Here is a 19110-nt window from a genome sequence, read left to right as displayed (position 1 = left end):
CGCCCCGGCCGCGCCCTGCGGGCCGCTCGCCCCCTCGCCGGCGAGCGGCGGACGCGGAATGCCGGGCCCGTACTCGCGGGCCGCCCCATCGCGTACGAACCATTTCCACTCCGGGCCCGCCCGGAAAGGAGCCGGACGGCACTGCCGTGCGCTTTTGACGGCTCGCCGAGAAACGCTTCTTCGTGATCGTTCTAGAATTCCACACCAATGTGCGCGGCCCGTGTCAATGGCCGTCGGCGCGTCCACTCCGGGCCGGTTGAATTCGTGCGGCACGAAATCGGCGGCCGGCTCGATCCGGCGCGCGCCGATGAGTGCCACACCGTCCGGCGCGGGAGGCATCCGCTCACCCCCTGCCGCCGACCAGCGGGGCGGACGCCTCGACCGGGTGGCGCGGGCGGCGATAATTTTCATCCTTAAACCGGATCACGTATTCCTCATTTCAGGCGGAGGTCGAGGCACTCCTTTCGCGGCCATCATGGCCCCGGCCGCAAAATGCGTCAACGGGAGCCGGGCCTACATTTTCCCTATATTGCGGCGTGCTGCCGTCTTGCGTACTTCGGTCCGTCCCGGCACGCTGGCAGGCGTGGCGGATAACCGTACTGGAAAGGGCCGCGAGCGAGCGGCACGCCGATGGTGGGCCGCGCCGCGCGGCGAAATGTTCAGCCTTCCGGAAATCCTCGCCAAGCTCGCGGACCCCGACCGCGAGGCGCCCGGCGATCCAGAGCTGCGCGAGCTGTTCGAACGGGACCAGGACGACCGGCGCGACGGCGTGCTCAGGGACGGCGGCGGCGGGCGCGACCTGGCCCGGCGGGCGCGGTGCATGGAGAAGTTCGCGGCCGGCGAGGTCAGGTCGCCGGGCGACTACTACCACCTGGCCATGGTGATGCAGCACGGCGGACTGGCCGAGCACTACCACCTGGCGTTCGAGTTGTCGCGGCGGGCGGCCGACGCAGGTTGCCGGCCGGCCCGGCGGAGCGCGGCGGCGGCCCTCGATCGATGGTTGCTGCACATGGGCCTGCCCCAGCGGTACGGCACCCAGTACGTCGACACGGGCGGCCACTGGTCCCTCTACCGCGTCGACCCCGTCACGACGGACGCCGAACGCGCGGTCTGGGACGTCCCACCCCTGGCGGAGGCCCTGGCACGGGCGGAGGAGATGAACCGGGCGGACGGCCCGCGATAACCCGCCCGCGAATCACCATGAACACGGCTCAAAGCCGATAAAGGAGGTGATGTCGGGCTCATCTGCTTGTGTTGCTGAAAGTGGGGCCCGCACCGGGAAAACGGCCAGGATTTTGCCGCTGGTTTTCCCGCAGATCCGGGCCGTCGGCGGGGTCGCGGGTGAATCTGGCCATGACATTTCCCGTCCCGGTCGAGACAGGCAGGTTTCCCATGGTCAGACGGGCTCTCGTGGCACCGGTCCCGCTCGCGCTCTCTCTGGTCGCCGCCCTGGCGATCGCAACGCCGGCCCACGCGGGGACGCGGGAGGAGAAGCTCTCCGCGCTCGCCGGGCTCACCCAGCCCACCGCGGCCAGCGCCGCCTCCTGGCGGGACGCCTGGAAGGACCGGCGGTCGTGGGCGGACTTCGGCTTCGACTGGTCCAGCGACGGCTGTTCGAGCAGCCCGGACGAGCCGCTCGGCTTCGACTTCCGGCTGGCGTGCCGGCGGCACGACTTCGGCTACCGGAACTACCAGGCCGTGCACGAGTTCCGTGCGAACAAGGAGCGCATCGACCAGGCGCTCTACTTCGACCTGCAGCAGGTGTGCGCCCAGTACTCCTTCTTCCGCCGTCCGAGCTGCGAGGCCCTGGCCCTGATGTACTACCACGCGGTCCGCCGGTTCGGCGCCCCCCGCGTCAGCGACGACGAGGTCCGGGACGTACGGAACAGGCCCCGGCCGAACGACGACGCACGCGAGGACGACATCCCGGACGAAGACCTGCCGGACGTCAATCTGCGGCCCAACAGCCTGCCGATCGACGACGTGCTGAACGCGGCGCTGAACTTCTTCTAGGGCAGCAGGGCGCTGCTGAGCCCGCACACGGCGGTGATCAGGTTGTCCCCCAGCGAGCGCCACGCCTGCTCGGGGGAGGCGGCGGCACGGCCGGCGGCCAGGTCGGCCTCCAGCTCGGCGCTCATGTGCACGACAAGCAGCCGGATCATGGCCGCCTGCCGCTCGGACAACTCCAGCGCCCGGTCCCGCATGGACGGCGGGCGCAGGAGCTCCAGGCGGCGGAACGAGGGCGTGCTCAGCGTCGCCTGTGCCGCGTACTCGCGGAAGGTGGGCTCCACGACGGCCTGGGCGAGGAACCGTCCGTACCAGGACGGGGTGCCCAGCTCGATGTGGTGCTCGATGCTCGGCGCGATGGCGCACGTGATCCAGTCGCGCAACGTCACCTCGCCGGACGCCTCCAGCGCGGCCACCATCGGCAGGCGGTGCAGGTCGATGGCGGCCGCGTGCCGGGACAGGATCGCCTGGATCAGCTCGTCACGGGTGCTGAAGTGGTATTGGACGGCGGACTTGTTCCGCTGGCCGGCCGCCTCGCGGATCATCCTGATCGACACGTTCGCGAAGCCGTGCTCGGCGTAGAGCCGCTCCGCGGTCGCCATGATCTTGTCCTTGACGCGGGTCGAGCGGGCAGGCGGCGCGGCGACCGCCGTACTGACGTCCATGACCGTCCTCGATCTTGTCTACACCACCGTCCCCGAGCGAGTATCCCATGCCGCTGGAAGGGGACAGAAGGTCACCAGGTGACCCAGACATCCTGAAGGCCGCCCGACAGACCACCCGTACGCAGCCGCAGGTCCTCGGGAGCGTCACGCAGCCGCAGGTCGGGCAGGCGGCGTGTCAGCAGGCCCAGGACGACCTGAAGCTCCACCCTGGCCAGCGGCTGGCCGAGGCAGTAGTGGCGGCCGGCGCCGAAGGTGAGGTGCTGGCTGCCGTTGTCCCGCCGCGGGTCGAACCGGTCGGGATCGGTGAACTTGGCCGGGTCGCGGTTCGCGGCGGGGACGTTGGGGATCAGCGTGCTGCCGGCGGGCACGGTGACCTCGCCCAGCTCGACGTCCTCGGTGATGAACCGGGGCACGCCGCCGATCGCCGACAACGTGCTGTCCAGCCGCAGGACCTCCTCCACCGTGCCGGGGATCAGGTCGGGGTCGTCGATCACGGCCTCGTAGCGCCGCCGGTCGGAGAGCAACATCGCCGTCATGATCGCGATCATGTTGGACGTGGTCTCGTGGCCGGCCAGCAGCAGCCCGCGTACGGTGGCGATGAGCTCGGCCTGGCTGAGCCTGCCGTCCTCGGCGTCGCTGATCTGGGTCAGCTCGCTGAGCAGGTCGTCGCCGGGGTTCGCGCGGTTGCGGTCGACCAGGTCCGACACGTACGCGTTGAACTCCCGGTAGGCCGCGTCGACCTCCTCCTGCGTGTTGCGCGTCAGCGTCAGCATCGTGCGCGACCAGTGCGCGAACTTGTCCTGGTCCTCGCTCGGCGCGCCGACCAGGGCGCAGATGACGCGTACCGGGAGCGGCAGGGCCAGACCGGACGACAGGTTGCCCGGGGAGCCCTTGGCCAGCATGTCGTCCAGCAGGTCCTCGGCCATGACCTCGACCCGGGAGCGCCACACCTCCATCTTGCGCGCGGTGAACCAGCGGCTCAGCAGCCGCCGCCAGCGCATGTGGCCCTCGCCCTCGTTGATGTCGCCGGCGCCTTCCTTGCTCCGGCTGAACAGGCCGCCGTCCTCGGTGGTGGACAGCCGGGCGGCGCCGTCGCGGGCGAGGTTGCGGCTGAAGCGCGGGTCGGCCAGCACGGCGCGGGCGTCGTCGTACCTGGTCACGAGGGTCGCCACGTCGCCGCTGGGCAGCCGTACGTGGGACACGGGGCATTTCGCCCGCAGGTCGGCGAGTTGTGGTGGCGGTTCCAGCGCCGTGGGGCGGTCGAAGGGGAAATCGGGGATCGCTTCTGCAGTCATGCGTCCTCCAGCTTGAAAGCCCGACACTTCGAAATATAAGGCGATCGCCTTATTTAAGGCAATCGCCTTGACTGGATGGATTACTTTGGGTTTGGGGATCTACCTGGGCATGACGAAGTGAAGGGTGTGCTGGTCAGCGGGGATTACGACCCCTTGAAGAAAGCTCGACCCGTTGAGGAAAGCCCGCGGCCCCGGTCCGGGTAGAGCCCGCGGCGCGGGTTCGGGAGAGCCCGCGGCGCGACTGCCGCTCTTGCCGCCGCCGCGGGGGTGGGGTCAGCGGTAGCCGGTGAGGCCGTCCGCCAGTTCTTCCGCGTCGCCGTCGTGGTGGGCGGACAGGGCCTGTTGCAGGGCGAAGGTGTGGCGGATGGCGGTGACGCGGGCGGCCAGGGCGGCGTCCGCGGAGGCCGTCCGCGCCAGTACGCGGGCCAGGAAGTCCCCGCCGTACCCGGCTTCCAGGGCCGCCAGGTCCTCGGCCGGGTCGCCGATCGTCACCTCGTCCCAGTCGATCACGCCGGCGAGCCGGGGCAGGCCGTCCTCGTACTCCCACAGGACGTTCTCGGGCCCGAGGTCGCCGTGCACCACGGCCTCGGCGACGTACGGAAGATCGTCGAGCGCGGCGAGTTCCCGTTCGGCGCGACGGCGTCCGTCCGGCGACATGAGGGCGAACAGGTCGGCGCGGACCTCCGCCGCGAACCGCCGCCACTGGTCGCGCGGCGCGGACAGGGCCGCGCGGGCCCGCTCGTCCGCGCCCGCCGCGGCGAGCCCGGCCAGCAGCGCGGCGTACTGCGCCGCCGCCGCGTCGGCCACCCGGGGGTCGGCCACCTCGTACGGCTCCAACGGCGCCCCGGGCACACGGGTGAGCACCAGGTACGGCGGCTCCCCCGTGCCCTCCGACAGCGGCAGAGGCGTACGGAACCCGAGATCGAGCCCGGCGAGCACACGCAGCACGGCGGCCCGCCGCGGCAACCGTACGGCCGCCGCCCGGGTACGCGGCAGGCACACCACCCGATCCGGCCCGACCACCACCCGGTGGAACTGCCCCTCCCGGACGACCGGCCCGCCATCCCCGAGACCGGGCGCCACCCGCTCCAGCAACGCCCGCTCACCAGGTTCAAGGCCGGACGCGGAGGTGTGGTCGCTCATTCGGACTCCCAGAAGGCTCGGACCATCATGAACCGATACGCATCGGATTACTGCGATGCGTCGATGACTCCCTATGATCGCATCCATGACGGAGTCCTCACTCATGACCGATTCCGAGCTGTCCGACGCCCTGCGCGCGCTGGCGAACCCCACACGCCTGCAACTGCTGTCGTGGTTGCGGGAGCCGGAGCGGAACTTCTCCCTGGAGGGGGCGATCGCCGACCCGGTGGAGGTCGGGGTGTGCGTGACCCACATCCAGGCCAGGGTGGGGCTGGCGCAGTCGACGGTGTCGGCGTACCTGGGCGAGTTGCAGCGCGCCGGGCTGGTACGGGCCACCCGCGTCGGCAAGTGGACCCACTACAAGCGCGACGAACGGCGCATCGCGCAACTCGTCGCCACGCTCGGCCACACCCTGTAGAGGCGGCGACCGGCCGGCCGGCGGGACCCTCGACTTGTATCGTATCGACATTTTGCGATATGTCTATGTCACTAATGATCGACAGATGACGAGGGGACCTCCCATGGCCACCATCGACGGCCTGGATCTCGGCACGTTCGGGATCTACACGTTCGACTTCGAACACCAGCCGGCCGCGCGGATGCGCGAGTCGATCCAGGAGCTGGAGGAGCTGGGCTGGCGGGCGTTCTGGGTGCCCGAGCTGCTCGGACGCGAGGCGCTCACGCACGCCGGTTTCCTGTTGTCGGCCACGCGGCGCATGCACGTCGTGAACGGCATCGCCCAGATCTGGGCCCGCGCGGCGAAGTGGACGTACGGCGCCGCGCTGCTGCTGGCCGCCGGCTACCCCGACCGGCACCTGCTCGGCCTGGGATTCGGCGGCGAGCCCCGCCCGGGGACGACACCGCTGGCGGCCATGCGCGCCTACCTGGACGAGATGGACGAGCTGGAGACGCCCAACCCGGCGCCCGCGTCCGGGGTGCGGCGCATCCTGGCCGCGTACGGGCCCAAGATGCTCGAACTGGCCCGCGACCGGGCCGCCGGCGCCCAGACCTACCACGTCAACGTGGCGCACACGGCCGAGTCGCGGGACCTCCTCGGCCGGGACGCGTTCCTGGCGGTCGAGCATCCAGTGTTGTTCGAGACCGACCCCGCCGTGGCGCGGGCCGTCGCACGGGAGCACCTGCGCCCCTACCTGAGCACGCCGTACAACGTGGCGAAGTTCCGGCGGCTGGGATACGCGGAGGAGGAGATCGCCGGCGGCGGCAGCGACCGCCTGGTGGACGACCTGGTCTTCTGGGGCGACCTGGACACCATTGCGGGCAGGCTCCGCGGCCACGTCGAGGCGGGGGCCGACCACGTCGCCGTCCAGGTGATCGGGATCGAGCCGGGCGGGACGGCGATGCCCCAATGGCGCGAGCTCGCCGCCGCGCTGTCGCCCGGCCGGACCTCCTGAAGTATGCAACCGATCGGTCGTTAATATAGTTTGTGCGGCATGACTCAAGAGACGCCCGCCGGACGGCCGGACGCACGCCCATGCTGACCTCCCGCTGGATCGCCGGCCCCGAGAGCCGCAGCCCCGGGCCGCTGGTGGCCGCCCTGACGGACTTCCGCATGCGGCGGCTGCTCGACCTGCCCGGCATCGTCCGGCACGGCCGTTCACTGAGCCGCCACTGGCCGGAGCTGCCCGGCGCGGTCGGCATGTGGCTCTGGGCCGACGTCCCCGGCCGCCGCGTCGGTTCGCTGTCGGTGTGGCGGCGCGAGGAGGATCTGCACGGGTTCGTACGGCTGCGCGAACACGTCGCGATCATGCGCGCCTACCGCCATCGGGGCACCCTGCGATCCCGTACGTGGGAGGTCGAGCACCTCGACCGGGCCGAGTTGCTGCGGGCCCTGCGGTGATCGGCGTCATAGCCGACGCCCGGCGGGCACGCTAGGGTCGGGCGGGAACGGCAGCCGGAAGGCGGGGACGGATGGCGTGGGCAACCCGGGTGGTCGCCGTCGTCCTGGCCGTGATCTCGCCGGTGCTCGTGCTCGCGGCGATACTGCTCTACGCCGCGCTTCCCGCCGAGTGGCAGGTCCCGGAGATCTTCACGCCGCTGGCGGCGGCGGGGGCCACGTTCCCGGCGTTCGCCGCGTTCCTCATCGCGCACCGGCCCGGGCTCAGGCTGGCGTGGCTGATGTGCGCGGGCGGTGTCGGCGGCGCGGTCAACACCTTCTGCCAGGCGGCGATGTTGTCCGCCGCGGCGGACGGGAACATCGAGCTGGCCGGGCTCGTACGGTTCCCCGCCCACATCGGCTGGGCGGTGTCCGGGCTGATGCTGGAGATGTTGTTGCCGCTCTACTCCCCCGACGGCAGGCTGCCGTCGCGGCGCTGGCGGGCCGTGGTGCTGCTGGGCGTGGTGTCCACGGCGGTCGAGCTGACCCACATGTTCGTCCGGCCCGACCCGCCGGCCGAGGGTTACCCGCTGCCCGCGGTCATCCACAACCCGCTGGAGATCCCGGAGCTGGCGCCGTACTGGCCGGTGGTCTCGCCGGTGGCCTGGACCGGCATCCTCGCGACGCTGCCGCTGGCCGCCTGGTCGTTGCTGCTGCGTTTCCGCCGGGCCGATCCGGTGGGCCGGCGGCAGATCGGCTGGCCGCTGTTCGCCTTCGGCGGGTACATCGTGTTCATGCTCGTGGGCGTCGTCGCGCTGGAGCTGACCTGGTTGTCGATCGTCTGGGCGGCGCTCATCCCGGTCGCGCTGGTGTTCTCGGTGACCCGCCACCAGCTCTACGGGATCGACACCGTCGTCAGCCGGACGTTCGTCGCCGCCGGGCTGCTGGCCGTGATCGGCGGGGTCTACTTCGGGATGGCCACGCTGTCGAGCCTGGTCGTGGCGGGGTACCACCAGGTCGCCGGGCTCGCCTCCGCGCTGCTCACGGGCGCGTTCTTCCAGCCGTTGCGCCGGACGCTGCAACGCGCCGTCGACCGGCTGCTCTACGGTTCGGTGGGCGATCCGCGCGACCTGGCCGAGCGGCTGGCCCAGGAAGTACGCCGGGGCGATCCCGGCCAGGCGCTGGCGGCGGTGGTCGGCGTGCTGCGCGAGGGCCTGGCGGTGCAGGGTGTCGCGGTGGAGGTGACCAGCGGCGAGCCCGGCCACCCGGTCATCGTGGCGAGCGCGGACCGCGAGCAGGCCGGCGACCGCCCCCGCGAGGTGCCCCTGGTCTGGCACGGCGAGTGGGTGGGGCGGCTGCTGATCGGCCCGCCCGCCCCGCGCCGCTTCCCGGCCGCGCACGACGAGCGGGTGCTGGACACGCTGGTCCCGTACGCGGCCGACGTGGCCCACGCCGTGCGCATGGCGGCCGACCTGCAACGTTCCCGCGAACGTCTGCTGGCCGCCCGCGAGGAGGAACGCCGGAGGCTGCGCCGCGACCTGCACGACGGCCTCGGCCAGACGCTCAGCGGCCTGGCCATGACCGTCAACATGGCCCGGCTCAGCCTGCGAACCTCTCCCGAGGCGGCCGACGGGCTGCTGGGCGAGCTGCGTACCGGCATGGACGCGGTCACGGGCGACCTGCGGCAGCTCGTCTACGGCCTGCGCCCGCCCGCCCTGGACGACCTGGGCCTGGCCGCCGCCGTACGGGCGCTGGCCGGGCCGGACGGTTCGGCCGCCGTAATGGTCACCGAGGGTGACCTGACCGGCCTGCCCGCCGCCGTCGAGGTGGCCGTCTACCGGATCGCGCAGGAGGCGCTGACGAACGTCCGGCGGCACGCGCGCGCCACCCGCGTCCGCGTCGAGCTGCGCCGCGATCCCGGGGCGCTGCGCCTGCTCGTCGCCGACGACGGCGTGGGCCTGCCCCCTGGCCACCGTCCGGGCGTCGGCCTGGCCTCGATGCGCGAGCGTACGGCCGAGCTGGGCGGGATCTGCCTGGTCACGGGCGCCCCGGACGCGGGCACGACGGTCGAGGTCATGATTCCCGTCCAGCCCGCCTGACCGTGTGCCTTACCGGGTGTCCGGCCTTCGATCACGTAAGGTGCTAGACGATCACTCTTGGTAACTCTCACGGAGGTGTCCATGAAGCTCATGGGCCGTATTGCCTGCACCCTCGCCGGGGGCGCTCTGCTGACCACCGTCCTCACCACTCCGGCCTCCGCCGACTCGATCGCCGCCGGCGGGCCCGTCGGCGCGGTGGTGCAGCCGGTGCTGGACATGCTCAACATCCTCAACGACACGACCACCCTCGGCGCGCTGCTCCCGAGTGGCATCATCGCCGTCCGCTGACGATCGCCCCTTCCCCCCGGGGCGATCCCGACACGGTCGAGGCGTACCGTGGGCGGATGGTGGTCGAGGGCATACGGTACGCGGCCCGTTCCTGCCGCCCGTCGATCTGCCGCGACGGATGTTCGTGGTCGTCGTACGCACCCGGCTGACCGCCCAGGACGGCCGCCCCGGCTGGAGGAACGGCAGGACCTGATCTACCGGGAGGCCGTCGCGCCCAGCGGCCCGGCGGCCTGGTGGTGCACGGGCCGCTCATGACGCTCGCCCTGGCCGAGACGCTCCGGCTGGAGGGGCGGGCCGAGCGGGTGACGCGGGTGGGACATCGGAACAACAGGCCGCTGTTCTGCGGTCAGCCGGCGCGGCTGCGGGGCCGCCGGACCGCGGACGGGTTCGCGCTCGACCTGCTCGGCCCCGAGGCCGGCACTCCGTGCACCAGCCTGACCGTGGCGGCCCGGTAGCCGCTCTCCGCACCCGCCCGGCGCCCGTCAGGGGGCGATGACGTGTTCGGCCAGCTCGCGGGCGGCGGCGCCCGGGGCGGTGCCGGGGCGGGTCGCGCCCACGGCGAGGGTGCCGTCGATGAGGATGAGGAGCTGGTCGGCGGCGTGGCCGGGGCGCGGGTGGCCGAGCGCGGTCAGCTCGCGTTCCAGCAGGTCGTGCACGCGCTGCCGGTAGTCGCGGGTGATCTCGTGCGCGGGATGGCCGGGGTCGGCCAGCCCCAGGTCGGCGGCCAGGTAGCGGCAACCGTGGAAGCCGGGCAGCACGACGATCTCGCCGATCCGGTCGAAGACGGCCAGCAGGCGTTCGCGCGGGTCGCGGCCGGCGGCGTCCATGGTGCGCACGTAGTCGGCGGCGTCGGCCTCCGCCGCTGACCTCAGCACCTCGACGATCAGGCCGTCCTTGCCGCCGAAGTGCTCGTACAGGGATCGTCTGGCCACGTTGGCGGCCTTGAGCAGCGCGTCGACGCCGATGTTCACGCCATGGCTGTAGATCAGCCGGTCGGCGGCCTCCAGCAGGCGCTCCCGAGGGCCGGGTCCCGTACGAACACTCATGACCTCAGACTGCCACGGGTTGACGAGTAGATCAACCGGTCGATATACATAGATAGACCGATCGATCTACCAACGAACTTCTCGGAGTGATCATGTCTTTCGCGCCCACCGCCGACGTCATCGACCGTTTCAACCGCGCCTTCGTCGAGCGTGACCGCGACCTGCTCACCGATGTGGTCGGCGAGGACTGCGTGATGGAGTCCGTGCAGCCGGCCCCCACCGGGGAGCGCGTCGTCGGCCGCCAGGCGTGCCTGGACTGGTGGGGTGCGCTCGTGGACGACCGCACCAGCCGGTTCGAGCCGCAGGAGGTCATCGTCGCCGGCGACCGGGCCACGATCCAGTGGCACTACCACTACGGACCCGGCCCCTCCGACTGGGTCAGCGGGGTGAACGTCATGCGCGTCCGCGACGGGCAGATCGTCGAGGCGCTCGGCTACAGCAAGACCGCCGGCGAAGTTCCGCTGGCCACCGACAACTGAAGAAGGACGTCATGCGCAGCTACCACGTCGACAGCGGGGCCGGGATCGCCGGCCTGTCGATCAAGGAACACCCCGTCCCCCAGCCTGGCCCCGGGCAGGTGCTCGTCGCCGTACGCGCCACCTCCCTCAGCTTCCGCGAGCTGATGATCCTGCGCGGCGACTACGTGCTCCCCGTCAAGCCGGACGTGGTGCCGATCTCCGACGGCGCCGGCGAGGTCGTGGCACTCGGCCCCGGCGTCACCGCCGCCAGGGTCGGCGACCGGGTCACCGCCACCCTGTTCCCGAGCTGGCAGGACGGCCCCTTCGGCGTCCAGCACCTCCCCCAGCTCGGCGGCTCCCTCGACGGCCTGCTCACCGAGTACGCGCTGCTCGACGAACAGGCCCTCGTACCGATCCCCGACCACCTGTCGTACGAGGAGGCCGCCACGCTCCCCTGCGCCGCGGTCACCGCGTGGAACGCCCTGACCGGCCACGGCTCCGGCCCCCTGCCGGGCCAGACCGTCGTCACCCAGGGCACCGGCGGGGTGTCGCTGTTCGCGCTGCAGTTCGCCAAGGCGCTCGGCGCCCGTGTGATCGCCACGACCGGCAGCCCGGCCAAGGCCGAGCGCCTGGCCGAGCTGGGCGCCGACGACGTCGTCGACTATCGCGCCACCCCTGACTGGCCGTCCAAAGTCCGCGAGCTGACCTTGGGACAGGGCGCCGAGCACGTCATCGACGTCGCCGGCGACCTCGGACGGTCGCTGGAGGCGACCTCGATCGCGGGCCAGGTGGCCAGCGTCGGGTTCGTCGCCGGGGACCCGCCGCCCCTCGACCCGAGGGCGATCTTCAGGTCGGGCGCCACGGTCCGCGGCATCGCCGTCGGCAGCCGCGCCCAGTTCGTGACCATGAACGAGCTCATCGAGGCCCACCGGCTGCGCCCGGTCATCGACAGCGTCTTCGCCTTCGAGCACGCCCCCGACGCCTATCACCACTACGCTTCGGGCCAGGCGTTCGGCAAGATCGTGATCACGGTCTGAACCGCCGCCGGAAGAGAGCCGTCCTGCCGGGAGAGCCGCTTGGTGGTGTTCGCATGCGCGGGATGTGGTGCCGTCCTGACCGCGAGGGTGTCGCGGGTCGACTTCCCCGACCACGCCGACCAGCGCCACGGCTACGGCCTGCTCCCCGCCCTCCTGGAGCCCGGCACGTACACGATCCGGGACGAACCGGAGGGGCCGCCCTGGTTGTCGTGGGCCGAGATCGGCGCGGACGCGGCGGCGGCCCGCGGCGTGTACGTGCAGGTGCGCTCCTTGTCGTACGGCCCCCGGGGAACGGTCGGGATCGCGCCGGGCGACCTGCGCGGGACCGTCCACATCCTGGAGGCGTGCGGGGGCGCCTGTTGCGGCCTGGACGACGGGGGCGGCCCCAACCTGGCGTGCGCCGGATGCGGGCGCCCGGTGGCGGCCCGCGTGGACGACTGCGGTCGCTGGCAGGTGGTGTGGCTGAACCCGCGCGCCGTACGCCCGGTCAGCGTGGAGGGCCCCGCCCACGTCGCACTCGCCTGGACGGACCTGCGGGAGGAGTGGCCGGCCACTCCTCCCGTCGACCATCCCGGCACGTGGAGCCCGCGCTGGGAGGCGGCGGCCGCGGTGGCGCTGGCCCAAGTACTGGCGCTGTCGGGCGGCGGGCGGATCGCCGTCCCCGAAGGACCGGTCGCCATGGCCTTCCGCCCCACGCTCGACAAACTGCTCTCACCAGGCCCGCCGAGCCGGCGCCTCACCCTGGCCGGGCCCGGTCTGCCCGGCGGCGGCCGAGACGTCGCCCTGGTCCCGAGGCATCCGCAGACGGGCGAGGTCTGGCCGTGCGACGACGCGGAGGCGGTGGTGCCGCTGGCCGCCGGCGTGTGGCTGCACATGGCCTTCCACGACGAACGGCGGCTCGTCCCGGCGGCGGCCGGGATGCCTGCCGGTGTCCGGCGGGACGACCCGCCGCCGTTGTCGCCCTGGTGTGCCTTCCGGCCTGACCCGGACGTGTTCCTCGATGCTCTGGCGCGGTTGCCGGCCGTGCGGGAGCCGTGGTTGCGCGCGATCCACGACAGGGTGAGCGAACGCCCGTACAGCAGCCTCTAGGGGCGGCGGGTCAGCAGGGGGTCTCGTAGAACTCCGGGTACGAGCCGCGGGTGCCCACCCACGTCTCGTCGCCGACGCAGTTCTCGTACTTGACCCCGACCAGCGTGGTGCGGCTGGAGTCGCTGTAGTAGTACGTCTCGCAGTGGTAGTCGATCTGGCAGGCGCGGGCCTGCGCGGGCGAGCCGATGACGGTGAGGGTGCCGAGGGCGAGCAGGACGGCCAGCGATGCGCGGCGAATCATGGAGATCCTTCCTGACGCGAGGTAGCGCTATTGCCCTTGATGGTCGATCACCGGAGCGAACAGAGCAATACAGTTCAATACGGTCGATGCCGGGTACCGTCGCGGAGGCGAAAAGATCGACCTTGCTCCCGACATAGGATCTTTCCATCTGGTAATCGCCCGTTTGTCGAAAGGCTTCCATGACCCACCCCCTCAGCCGCCGGTCCGCCCTGCTGGGGGCCGCGGCCGTGGCCGGACTCGCCGCGTGGGAGCGACCGGCCGAGGCGGCCGGCGCGGTCGGGGCCGGTGGGGCGGCCGCGTTCGACGCCGCGCGCGAGCGATGGGTGAGCCTGCTGGCCGGCGGCTCGTACGATCCCGCCTACCTGGAGAAGACGCGGGCGGTCGAGGGTTCGGCCAACGCGGTGCTGCGCAAGATGAACCCGGTCGCCGGCCGCCCCAGCCTGTGGCCCGACCTGCCGCTCGACGACCCCCGTACGGGTAACTTCAACCGCGCCTACAACCGCATGCGCGCGCTCGCGCTGGGCTGGGCCACGCCCGGCACCTCCATGCACCGCGACCCGCGGGTCGCCGAGACCGCCGCCGGGGCGCTCGACTTCCTGTACGAGCACGCCTACCGCGAGGGCCTCGACCGCCGGGGCAGCAACTGGTACTGGTGGGAGATCGGCGTCCCCCGGGCGCTGACCGACACCTGCGCCCTGCTCTACGACGGCCTCCCCCAGGACCGCCTGCGCCGCTGGCTGCGCCCGCTGCGCCACTGGTGCCCCGACCCCGAGCGCCGCGTCAGCCATCCCGGCGTGGTCGAGACCGGCGCGAACCGGGCGAGCAAGGCCATGGCGGTGGCGATGCGCGGGCTGCTCACCCATGACGCCCGGCTGGTCAGGCGGGCCAGGAACGCGGTCTCCGACCTGCTGCGGCGCACCGGCGGGCCGGGCGACGGCTTCTACCGGGACGGCTCGTTCATCCAACACGACCTGTACCCCTACAACGGCAGCTACGGCGTGGACTACCTGGAGAGCGTGGCCAAGCTGATCGCCATGCTGGCCAGATCGCCGTGGGAGATCAAGCGGATCGGGAACGTCTACGACATCGTGGACCGTTCGTTCATGCCGTTCATCTTCGACGGGCTGATGATGGACTGCGTACGCGGGCGGCAGATCTCGGTGCAGGGCCACCGCGACTACCACTCGGGGCAGAAGGCGGTCGAGGCCATCCTCACGCTGCTGGAGGCGGCGCCCGAACGCCATGCCCGGCGCTGGGGTCCGCTGGTGAAGGGCTGGCTGACCCGCAACCGGGACGTGCCGTACGACACGGTCGCGCCGCTGGCGGGCGGCGCGCGGGCCGAGGCCCTGCTGGCGGACCCGTCGGTGCCGGTGGGCCCGCGCATGACCGGCACGTACGTCTTCGCCGACATGGACCGGGTCGTGCACCGCCGTCCCACCTGGGCGTACGCGATCGCGATGAGCTCGGAGCGCATCGGCGCCGCCGAGGCCATGAACCAGGAGAACCTGCACGGCTGGTACACCGGCGACGGCATGACCTACCTCTACACCGGCGGCGACCTGACCCACTGGAACGACGACCTGTGGCCGACGATCGACCCGTACCGGCTGCCGGGCACCACGGTCGACACGCGCGGACGCGCCGACCTCCCCCACGGCAAGCGCCGCCTGCCGCCCACCCCGTGGGCGGGCGGCGTGGCGCTCGACGGCGAGTACGGCGTGGCGGCCATGAAGCTGATCGCCGACGGCTCCTCGCTGCGGGCCAGGAAGGCGTGGTTCCTGCTCGACGACGCGGTGATCGCCCTCGGCGCCGGCATCACCGCCTCCGACGGCCGCCGCGTCGAGACCGTCGTGGAGAACCGCAACACCCACGGCGCCCATCCGCCGCTGACCCGGGGCGACGGCTGGATCCACCTGGACGGCGTGGCCGGGTACGCGCTGCTCGCCGGCGCCGAGGCGAAGGTGGTGCGCGAGCGGCGCACCGGCCGCTGGCGGGACATCGACACCGGCGCCACCACCGGAGGCGACACGACCCCCGTCAGCAGGCACTACACCACGATCATCGTCGACCACGGCGTCGATCCGCGCAGGTCCCGCTACGCCTACGCCGTGCTGCCCGACGCCTCCGCCACGCAGACCGCGGCCTACGCCGGGCGGGTCAAGGTCCTCGCCAACAACCGTACGGTGCAGGCCGTCTCCCGCGACGACCTGATCGCCGCCGTCTTCTGGCGCGCGGGCAGCGTCGAGACCGCGCACGGCCGGCTCACCGCCGACGGCCCGTGCACGCTGCTGGCCCGCCGCGACGGGCATCGGGTACGACTCGCCGTCTCCGACCCGTCCAGGACCGCCGACGAGGTGCGGATCAGGCTGCCCTGGCCGGTCAGGTCGGTCAAGGAAGCCGACCGCGGCGTACGCAGGTCCAAGCGGGCGGTCAAGGTCGAGGTCGGCGGCAGCCGCGGCCACGCCCGTACGGCGGTGGTACGGGTCTGAACCCGTTCAGGAGGCGGTTACCCGTGGCAGGAGGTCGGCCATGGGGACGTCCGGATCGGCGAGGCGCCGCGGGTCGGCGGAGTGCCCGGCGGCGACCAGGCCGCGCAGGTGGCCGGCGGCGCCCGGGTTGTCCACGGTCAGGGCGGCCACCGGGATGCCGCGGTCGAGCCAGAAGGCGGTGAACCCGGGCTCGCCGGGGGCGCCCCGGGTGACGACGCGGTCGGAGGTGGCGGGCAGCCCGACGTATTCGAGGGTGGACCCGTACTGGGTGGAGAAGAAGTACGGGACGTGGTCCACGAGCGTGGGGCGGCCGGCCAGCGTGGCCGCGGCGGCGGTCCCGTGGACGACGGCGTTGTCCCAGTGCTCGATCCGTACCGGTTTCAGGTAGCGGGGGTGCCGGTGGCGGGCGACGTCACCGGCCGCCAGCGCCGCCGGGTGCGAGGTGCGCAGGTGCCCGTCGGTGAGCACGCCGCCGTCCACGCGCAGCCCGGCGGCCTCGGCGAGCTCGGTATTGGGGGTGACGCCCACGCCGACGACGACGAGGTCGGCCGGGACGCGCCGCCCGGCGACGGTGCGTACGGCCTCGACGGACCGCGTCCCGAGCACGGCCTCGACGCCGTCGCCGGTGAGCAGGTTCACGCCGTGGTCGAGGTGCCGGCGGGCGAGGAGGCCGCCGATCCGGTCGCCCAGCACGTGGTAGAGCGGCGCGGGCAGCGGATCGACGACGGTGGTGCGCACGCCGAGCGCGCGGGCGGCGGCGGCCACCTCGCAGCCGAGCCAGCCCGCGCCGATGACGACGACGTCGGAGGCCGCGCGCAGGGCCGCGCCCAGGCGTTCGCTGTCGTCGCGGTCGCGCAGGTAGTGGACACCGTCGAGGTCGGCGCCCGGCACCCGCAGGCGGCGCGGGCGGGCGCCGGTGGCGATCAGCACCTGGCCGAACGCGAGCTCCACGTTGCGGCCCAGCCGTACCCGGCGGGCGTCCAGGTCGAGCGCGGTGGCGGGGGCGCCGAGGGCCAGGGTGACGTCCTGGTCGGCGTAGAAGCGCGGCTCCAGGACGTCGAGCTCGCCGGGCTCGGTGGTACCGAGAAGGTAGCCCTTGGACAGCGCGGGACGCTGGTACGGCAGGTGGTTCTCGTCGCCGACGAGCGTGATCGGCCCGTCGTAGCAGTGGTCGAGCCGCAGTGCGCGGGCGGCCTGGGCGCCTGCCAGGCTCGCGCCGATGATGACGACGCCGGGGTCGGCGGCCATGGGGATGCTCCTCGTGAACGGGGTGAGCGGTCGGACAACGCGGTCAGACGACCTGGAGGTTGGCCATCATGGCCATGTCCTCGTGCTCGGCGTTGTGGCAGTGGAACAGGTAGCGGCCGCGGTAGCCGTCGAACCGGGTGATGATCTCCACCGCCTCGCCGGGCCGCAGGGAGACGGTGTCCTTGAGCCCCGCGTCGTGGGGCAGCGGCGGCCGGCCGTTGCGCGAGAGCACCCGGAAGCCGACCAGGTGCAGGTGGACGGGGTGATGGACGTCTGCGACCATCCGCCACACCTCGACGTCGCCGAGGCCGACGGTGACGTCGGAGCGCGCGGGGTCGAACGGCAGCCCGCCGATCAGCCAACCGCGGCCGTGGTCGAGCTGTCCGGCGCGGAAGGAGAAGTCGCGCACCCGTACGGCGTCGGCCCGGCGCCATCCGGGCAGGTCGGCGGACAGGACACGCGGGACGCGGCTGTCGTCGGCCGCCGCGCGCGCGACCCGGAAGGCCATGACGTCACGGGTACGGCCGGAGCCGAGCCGGTTGACGATCCGGACCAGGCCGCCGACCGGTACGGCGGAGAAGTCCACAACCACGTCGTAGCGCTCGGCCGGCGCGATCGGCAGCAGCCGGTGGACGACGGGGGCCGCGAGCAGCCCCTGGTCGGCGCCGATCTGGACGAGGTCGAGCCGGCGCCCGTCGTCGAGGACGGCTTCCAGCTCGTAGTGCCGGGCGTTGGAGGCGTTCAGGATGCGCAGCCGGTGGCGGGCCGCGTCGACCTCGTGCACGGGCCAGGGTGCGCCGTTGACCAGGATCACGTCGCCGAGCACCCCGGCGAGGTACGGTTCCAGCACGCCCGGCCGCTCCCGCAGGGTGGGGTCGAGCGCGGGGTAGGCCAGCTCGCCCTCGGCGGTGAAGGCCCGGTCGGCGATCATGAGGGGCAGTTCACGTGCCCCCGAGGGCAGGCCGAGTGCCTCCTCGGCGTCGTCGCGGACGATCTGCAGCCCGGCCAGGCCCCGCCAGATCGCCGGGGCGGTGAAGTCCATCCGGTGGTCGTGGTACCACAGCAGCGTCGGCCGCTGGTCCATGGGGAACGTGTAGTCCCTCGTCCGCCGGCTCAGCACCGCGTGCGGGTCGCGCATGTTCCCCATGCCGTGGCCGGAGCCGTGGCCCATCGTGGGCTCGGTCCAGCCCTCGGGCAGCACGAGGTCGGTCGGGTAGCCGTCGGAGTCCGCCGGGGTGCGCCCGCCGTGCAGGTGCACGACGGTCGGCACGGGCAGGTCGTTGCGGTGGGTCACGGTGATCGGCCGGCCGCGGCGCGCCTCGATCGTCGGGCCGGGGAACGTGCCCCCGTACGTCCAGGCCCGGGTCCGGACGCCGGGCAGGATCTCCAGGGTCGTCTCGCGCTGGACGATCTCGTAGCGGTCGGAGGTTCCTGTCGGCGCCAGCACGGCGGGGATCGGCAGCGGCACCCGGAACGGCGGCGGCAGCGGCAGCTCGCTGCGCAGCTCGGCGCCGGTGACCGACGGGCGGCGGGCCAGCGCGGCCGAGGTGCCGAGCCCGGTGGCCGCCATGATCCCGAGCGCGCCGCCGATGCCCAGCGCCTGCCGCCTGGTCACGCCGCGGGGGCGTCCGGGAGCGGCGTCGTGCTCATGCATCGCGGTCCTCCCGCCGGGGGAAGGGGCGGCGCCAGACGGTGATGAACTGCACCGTGAGCGCGGCGACGGTCATCACCCCGAGCGGGATGTGCAGCCACAACGCGCCGTCGAGCCCGGCGAAGTACTGCACCGTCTCGGCCGCCACCACCGCCGCCGTGGCCACCGTGGGCCAGAACTCGCGCAGCCGTACCCACACCACGATCGCCGCGATCAATTGGAGGTAGCCGAGGGAGGTGACCACGTCGGCGCCGACGGCGTGCCAGCGCAGGCTGTCGTAGTCGCCGGTCAGGTACACCCCGGCGAACACCGGCTGCCCGGCGATCGCCACCATGTGCGCGCTGACCAGCGCGCGCAGCGTCCACCCCGCGGGTCCCGTTCGGCGTGCGGCGTCGGCTCCCGCTCTGCCGGCCACGGTGAGCATGAGGGATCCCTCCCACTCTGTCTCGTTCTTCCTGTACGCCTCCAGACGCTATGGCTCTCGCGTTATCTTGTCCAAGATCTGTATTGCTATGCTGTT

20 protein-coding genes are annotated in these 19110 nt (G+C 72.5%); 12 read left to right on the top strand and 8 right to left on the bottom strand.

The window, feature by feature from the left end; genetic code table 11:
• Positions 1-655: 655 nt before the first annotated feature.
• On the top strand, positions 656-1183 hold the full coding sequence (locus DMB42_RS18785) for a hypothetical protein (RefSeq protein ID WP_125636255.1): 528 nt from the start codon (positions 656-658) through the stop codon (positions 1181-1183).
• Positions 1184-1410: 227 nt separating this feature from the next.
• Positions 1411-2013: a phospholipase gene (locus tag DMB42_RS18780; RefSeq protein WP_260477769.1), complete on the top strand. Its 603-nt coding sequence runs from the start codon at positions 1411-1413 to the stop codon at positions 2011-2013.
• On the opposite strand, the gene DMB42_RS18775 is transcribed toward DMB42_RS18780, so the two are convergent.
• The 3 genes from DMB42_RS18775 to DMB42_RS18765 all read right to left on the bottom strand — a co-directional run bounded on the left by DMB42_RS18775 (position 2010) and on the right by DMB42_RS18765 (position 5110).
• Positions 2010-2672 (bottom strand): TetR/AcrR family transcriptional regulator, encoded by a 663-nt coding sequence (locus tag DMB42_RS18775; protein WP_125636253.1) that lies wholly within the window; start codon positions 2670-2672, stop codon positions 2010-2012. The two genes, DMB42_RS18780 and DMB42_RS18775, sit on opposite strands and share 4 nt — an antisense overlap.
• A gap of 71 nt (positions 2673-2743) precedes the next feature.
• Positions 2744-3967, bottom strand: coding sequence for a cytochrome P450 (locus DMB42_RS18770; protein ID WP_125636252.1), 1224 nt, complete (start codon positions 3965-3967; stop codon positions 2744-2746).
• A gap of 273 nt (positions 3968-4240) precedes the next feature.
• Positions 4241-5110: a phosphotransferase family protein gene (locus DMB42_RS18765; RefSeq protein WP_125636251.1), complete on the bottom strand. Its 870-nt coding sequence runs from the start codon at positions 5108-5110 to the stop codon at positions 4241-4243.
• Between the two features lie 85 nt (positions 5111-5195).
• Between DMB42_RS18765 and DMB42_RS18760 the strand changes: the two genes are divergently transcribed.
• The 6 genes from DMB42_RS18760 (at position 5196) to DMB42_RS18735 (ending at position 9786) form a co-directional block, all read left to right on the top strand.
• Positions 5196-5528: a helix-turn-helix transcriptional regulator gene (locus DMB42_RS18760; RefSeq protein WP_125636250.1), complete on the top strand. Its 333-nt coding sequence runs from the start codon at positions 5196-5198 to the stop codon at positions 5526-5528.
• A gap of 103 nt (positions 5529-5631) precedes the next feature.
• Positions 5632-6522 carry a TIGR03620 family F420-dependent LLM class oxidoreductase gene (locus DMB42_RS18755; protein WP_125636248.1) on the top strand — a complete coding sequence of 297 codons (891 nt, stop codon included), beginning with the start codon at positions 5632-5634 and terminating at the stop codon, positions 6520-6522.
• Between the two features lie 80 nt (positions 6523-6602).
• Positions 6603-6968: a hypothetical protein gene (locus tag DMB42_RS18750; RefSeq protein WP_125636246.1), complete on the top strand. Its 366-nt coding sequence runs from the start codon at positions 6603-6605 to the stop codon at positions 6966-6968.
• Between the two features lie 71 nt (positions 6969-7039).
• Positions 7040-9043 (top strand): sensor histidine kinase, encoded by a 2004-nt coding sequence (locus DMB42_RS18745; protein ID WP_125636244.1) that lies wholly within the window; start codon positions 7040-7042, stop codon positions 9041-9043.
• Positions 9044-9124: 81 nt separating this feature from the next.
• Positions 9125-9331 (top strand): hypothetical protein, encoded by a 207-nt coding sequence (locus tag DMB42_RS18740; protein WP_125636242.1) that lies wholly within the window; start codon positions 9125-9127, stop codon positions 9329-9331.
• Between the two features lie 251 nt (positions 9332-9582).
• Complete coding sequence (locus DMB42_RS18735) at positions 9583-9786, top strand: hypothetical protein (RefSeq protein ID WP_125636240.1); 204 nt, start codon at positions 9583-9585, stop codon at positions 9784-9786.
• 27 nt (positions 9787-9813) lie between these two features.
• On the opposite strand, the gene DMB42_RS18730 is transcribed toward DMB42_RS18735, so the two are convergent.
• Positions 9814-10377: a TetR/AcrR family transcriptional regulator gene (locus DMB42_RS18730; RefSeq protein ID WP_125636238.1), complete on the bottom strand. Its 564-nt coding sequence runs from the start codon at positions 10375-10377 to the stop codon at positions 9814-9816.
• A 92-nt stretch (positions 10378-10469) separates the two neighbouring features.
• Between DMB42_RS18730 and DMB42_RS18725 the strand changes: the two genes are divergently transcribed.
• From DMB42_RS18725 to DMB42_RS18715, 3 genes are read left to right on the top strand one after another with little or no spacing between them, the layout of a single operon-like run.
• Positions 10470-10856, top strand: coding sequence for a nuclear transport factor 2 family protein (locus DMB42_RS18725; RefSeq protein WP_125636236.1), 387 nt, complete (start codon positions 10470-10472; stop codon positions 10854-10856).
• Between the two features lie 11 nt (positions 10857-10867).
• Positions 10868-11872 carry an NAD(P)-dependent alcohol dehydrogenase gene (locus tag DMB42_RS18720; RefSeq protein ID WP_125636234.1) on the top strand — a complete coding sequence of 335 codons (1005 nt, stop codon included), beginning with the start codon at positions 10868-10870 and terminating at the stop codon, positions 11870-11872.
• A gap of 42 nt (positions 11873-11914) precedes the next feature.
• Positions 11915-12961, top strand: a complete 1047-nt coding sequence (locus DMB42_RS18715) for a hypothetical protein (RefSeq protein ID WP_260477796.1) — start codon at positions 11915-11917, stop codon at positions 12959-12961.
• Between the two features lie 10 nt (positions 12962-12971).
• On the opposite strand, the gene DMB42_RS18710 is transcribed toward DMB42_RS18715, so the two are convergent.
• On the bottom strand, positions 12972-13202 hold the full coding sequence (locus DMB42_RS18710; protein WP_125636230.1) for a DUF6289 family protein: 231 nt from the start codon (positions 13200-13202) through the stop codon (positions 12972-12974).
• Positions 13203-13381: 179 nt separating this feature from the next.
• On the opposite strand from DMB42_RS18710, the gene DMB42_RS18705 reads away from it, so the two are divergent.
• Positions 13382-15691: a polysaccharide lyase 8 family protein gene (locus DMB42_RS18705; protein WP_125636228.1), complete on the top strand. Its 2310-nt coding sequence runs from the start codon at positions 13382-13384 to the stop codon at positions 15689-15691.
• Between the two features lie 6 nt (positions 15692-15697).
• On the opposite strand, the gene DMB42_RS18700 is transcribed toward DMB42_RS18705, so the two are convergent.
• Genes DMB42_RS18700 through DMB42_RS18690 form a run of 3 tightly spaced genes read right to left on the bottom strand, consistent with a single transcriptional unit; the run spans position 15698 to position 19014 of the window.
• Positions 15698-16939, bottom strand: coding sequence for an NAD(P)/FAD-dependent oxidoreductase (locus DMB42_RS18700; RefSeq protein ID WP_125636226.1), 1242 nt, complete (start codon positions 16937-16939; stop codon positions 15698-15700).
• A 43-nt stretch (positions 16940-16982) separates the two neighbouring features.
• Positions 16983-18593, bottom strand: a complete 1611-nt coding sequence (locus DMB42_RS18695) for a multicopper oxidase family protein (protein WP_125636224.1) — start codon at positions 18591-18593, stop codon at positions 16983-16985.
• Entirely contained in the window at positions 18586-19014 is a 429-nt protein-coding gene (locus DMB42_RS18690) for a hypothetical protein (protein ID WP_185844731.1), read from the bottom strand. Before DMB42_RS18690 ends, DMB42_RS18695 begins: the two co-directional genes overlap by 8 nt.
• Positions 19015-19110 lie beyond the last annotated feature (96 nt).

Source organism: Nonomuraea sp. WAC 01424, from assembly GCF_003947315.1.
In the GTDB taxonomy this organism is placed as follows: Bacteria; Actinomycetota; Actinomycetes; order Streptosporangiales; family Streptosporangiaceae; genus Nonomuraea; species Nonomuraea spiralis.
The sequence above is the reverse complement of the archived record's forward strand: the minus strand, read 5'-3'. Positions and strand labels throughout refer to the sequence as shown.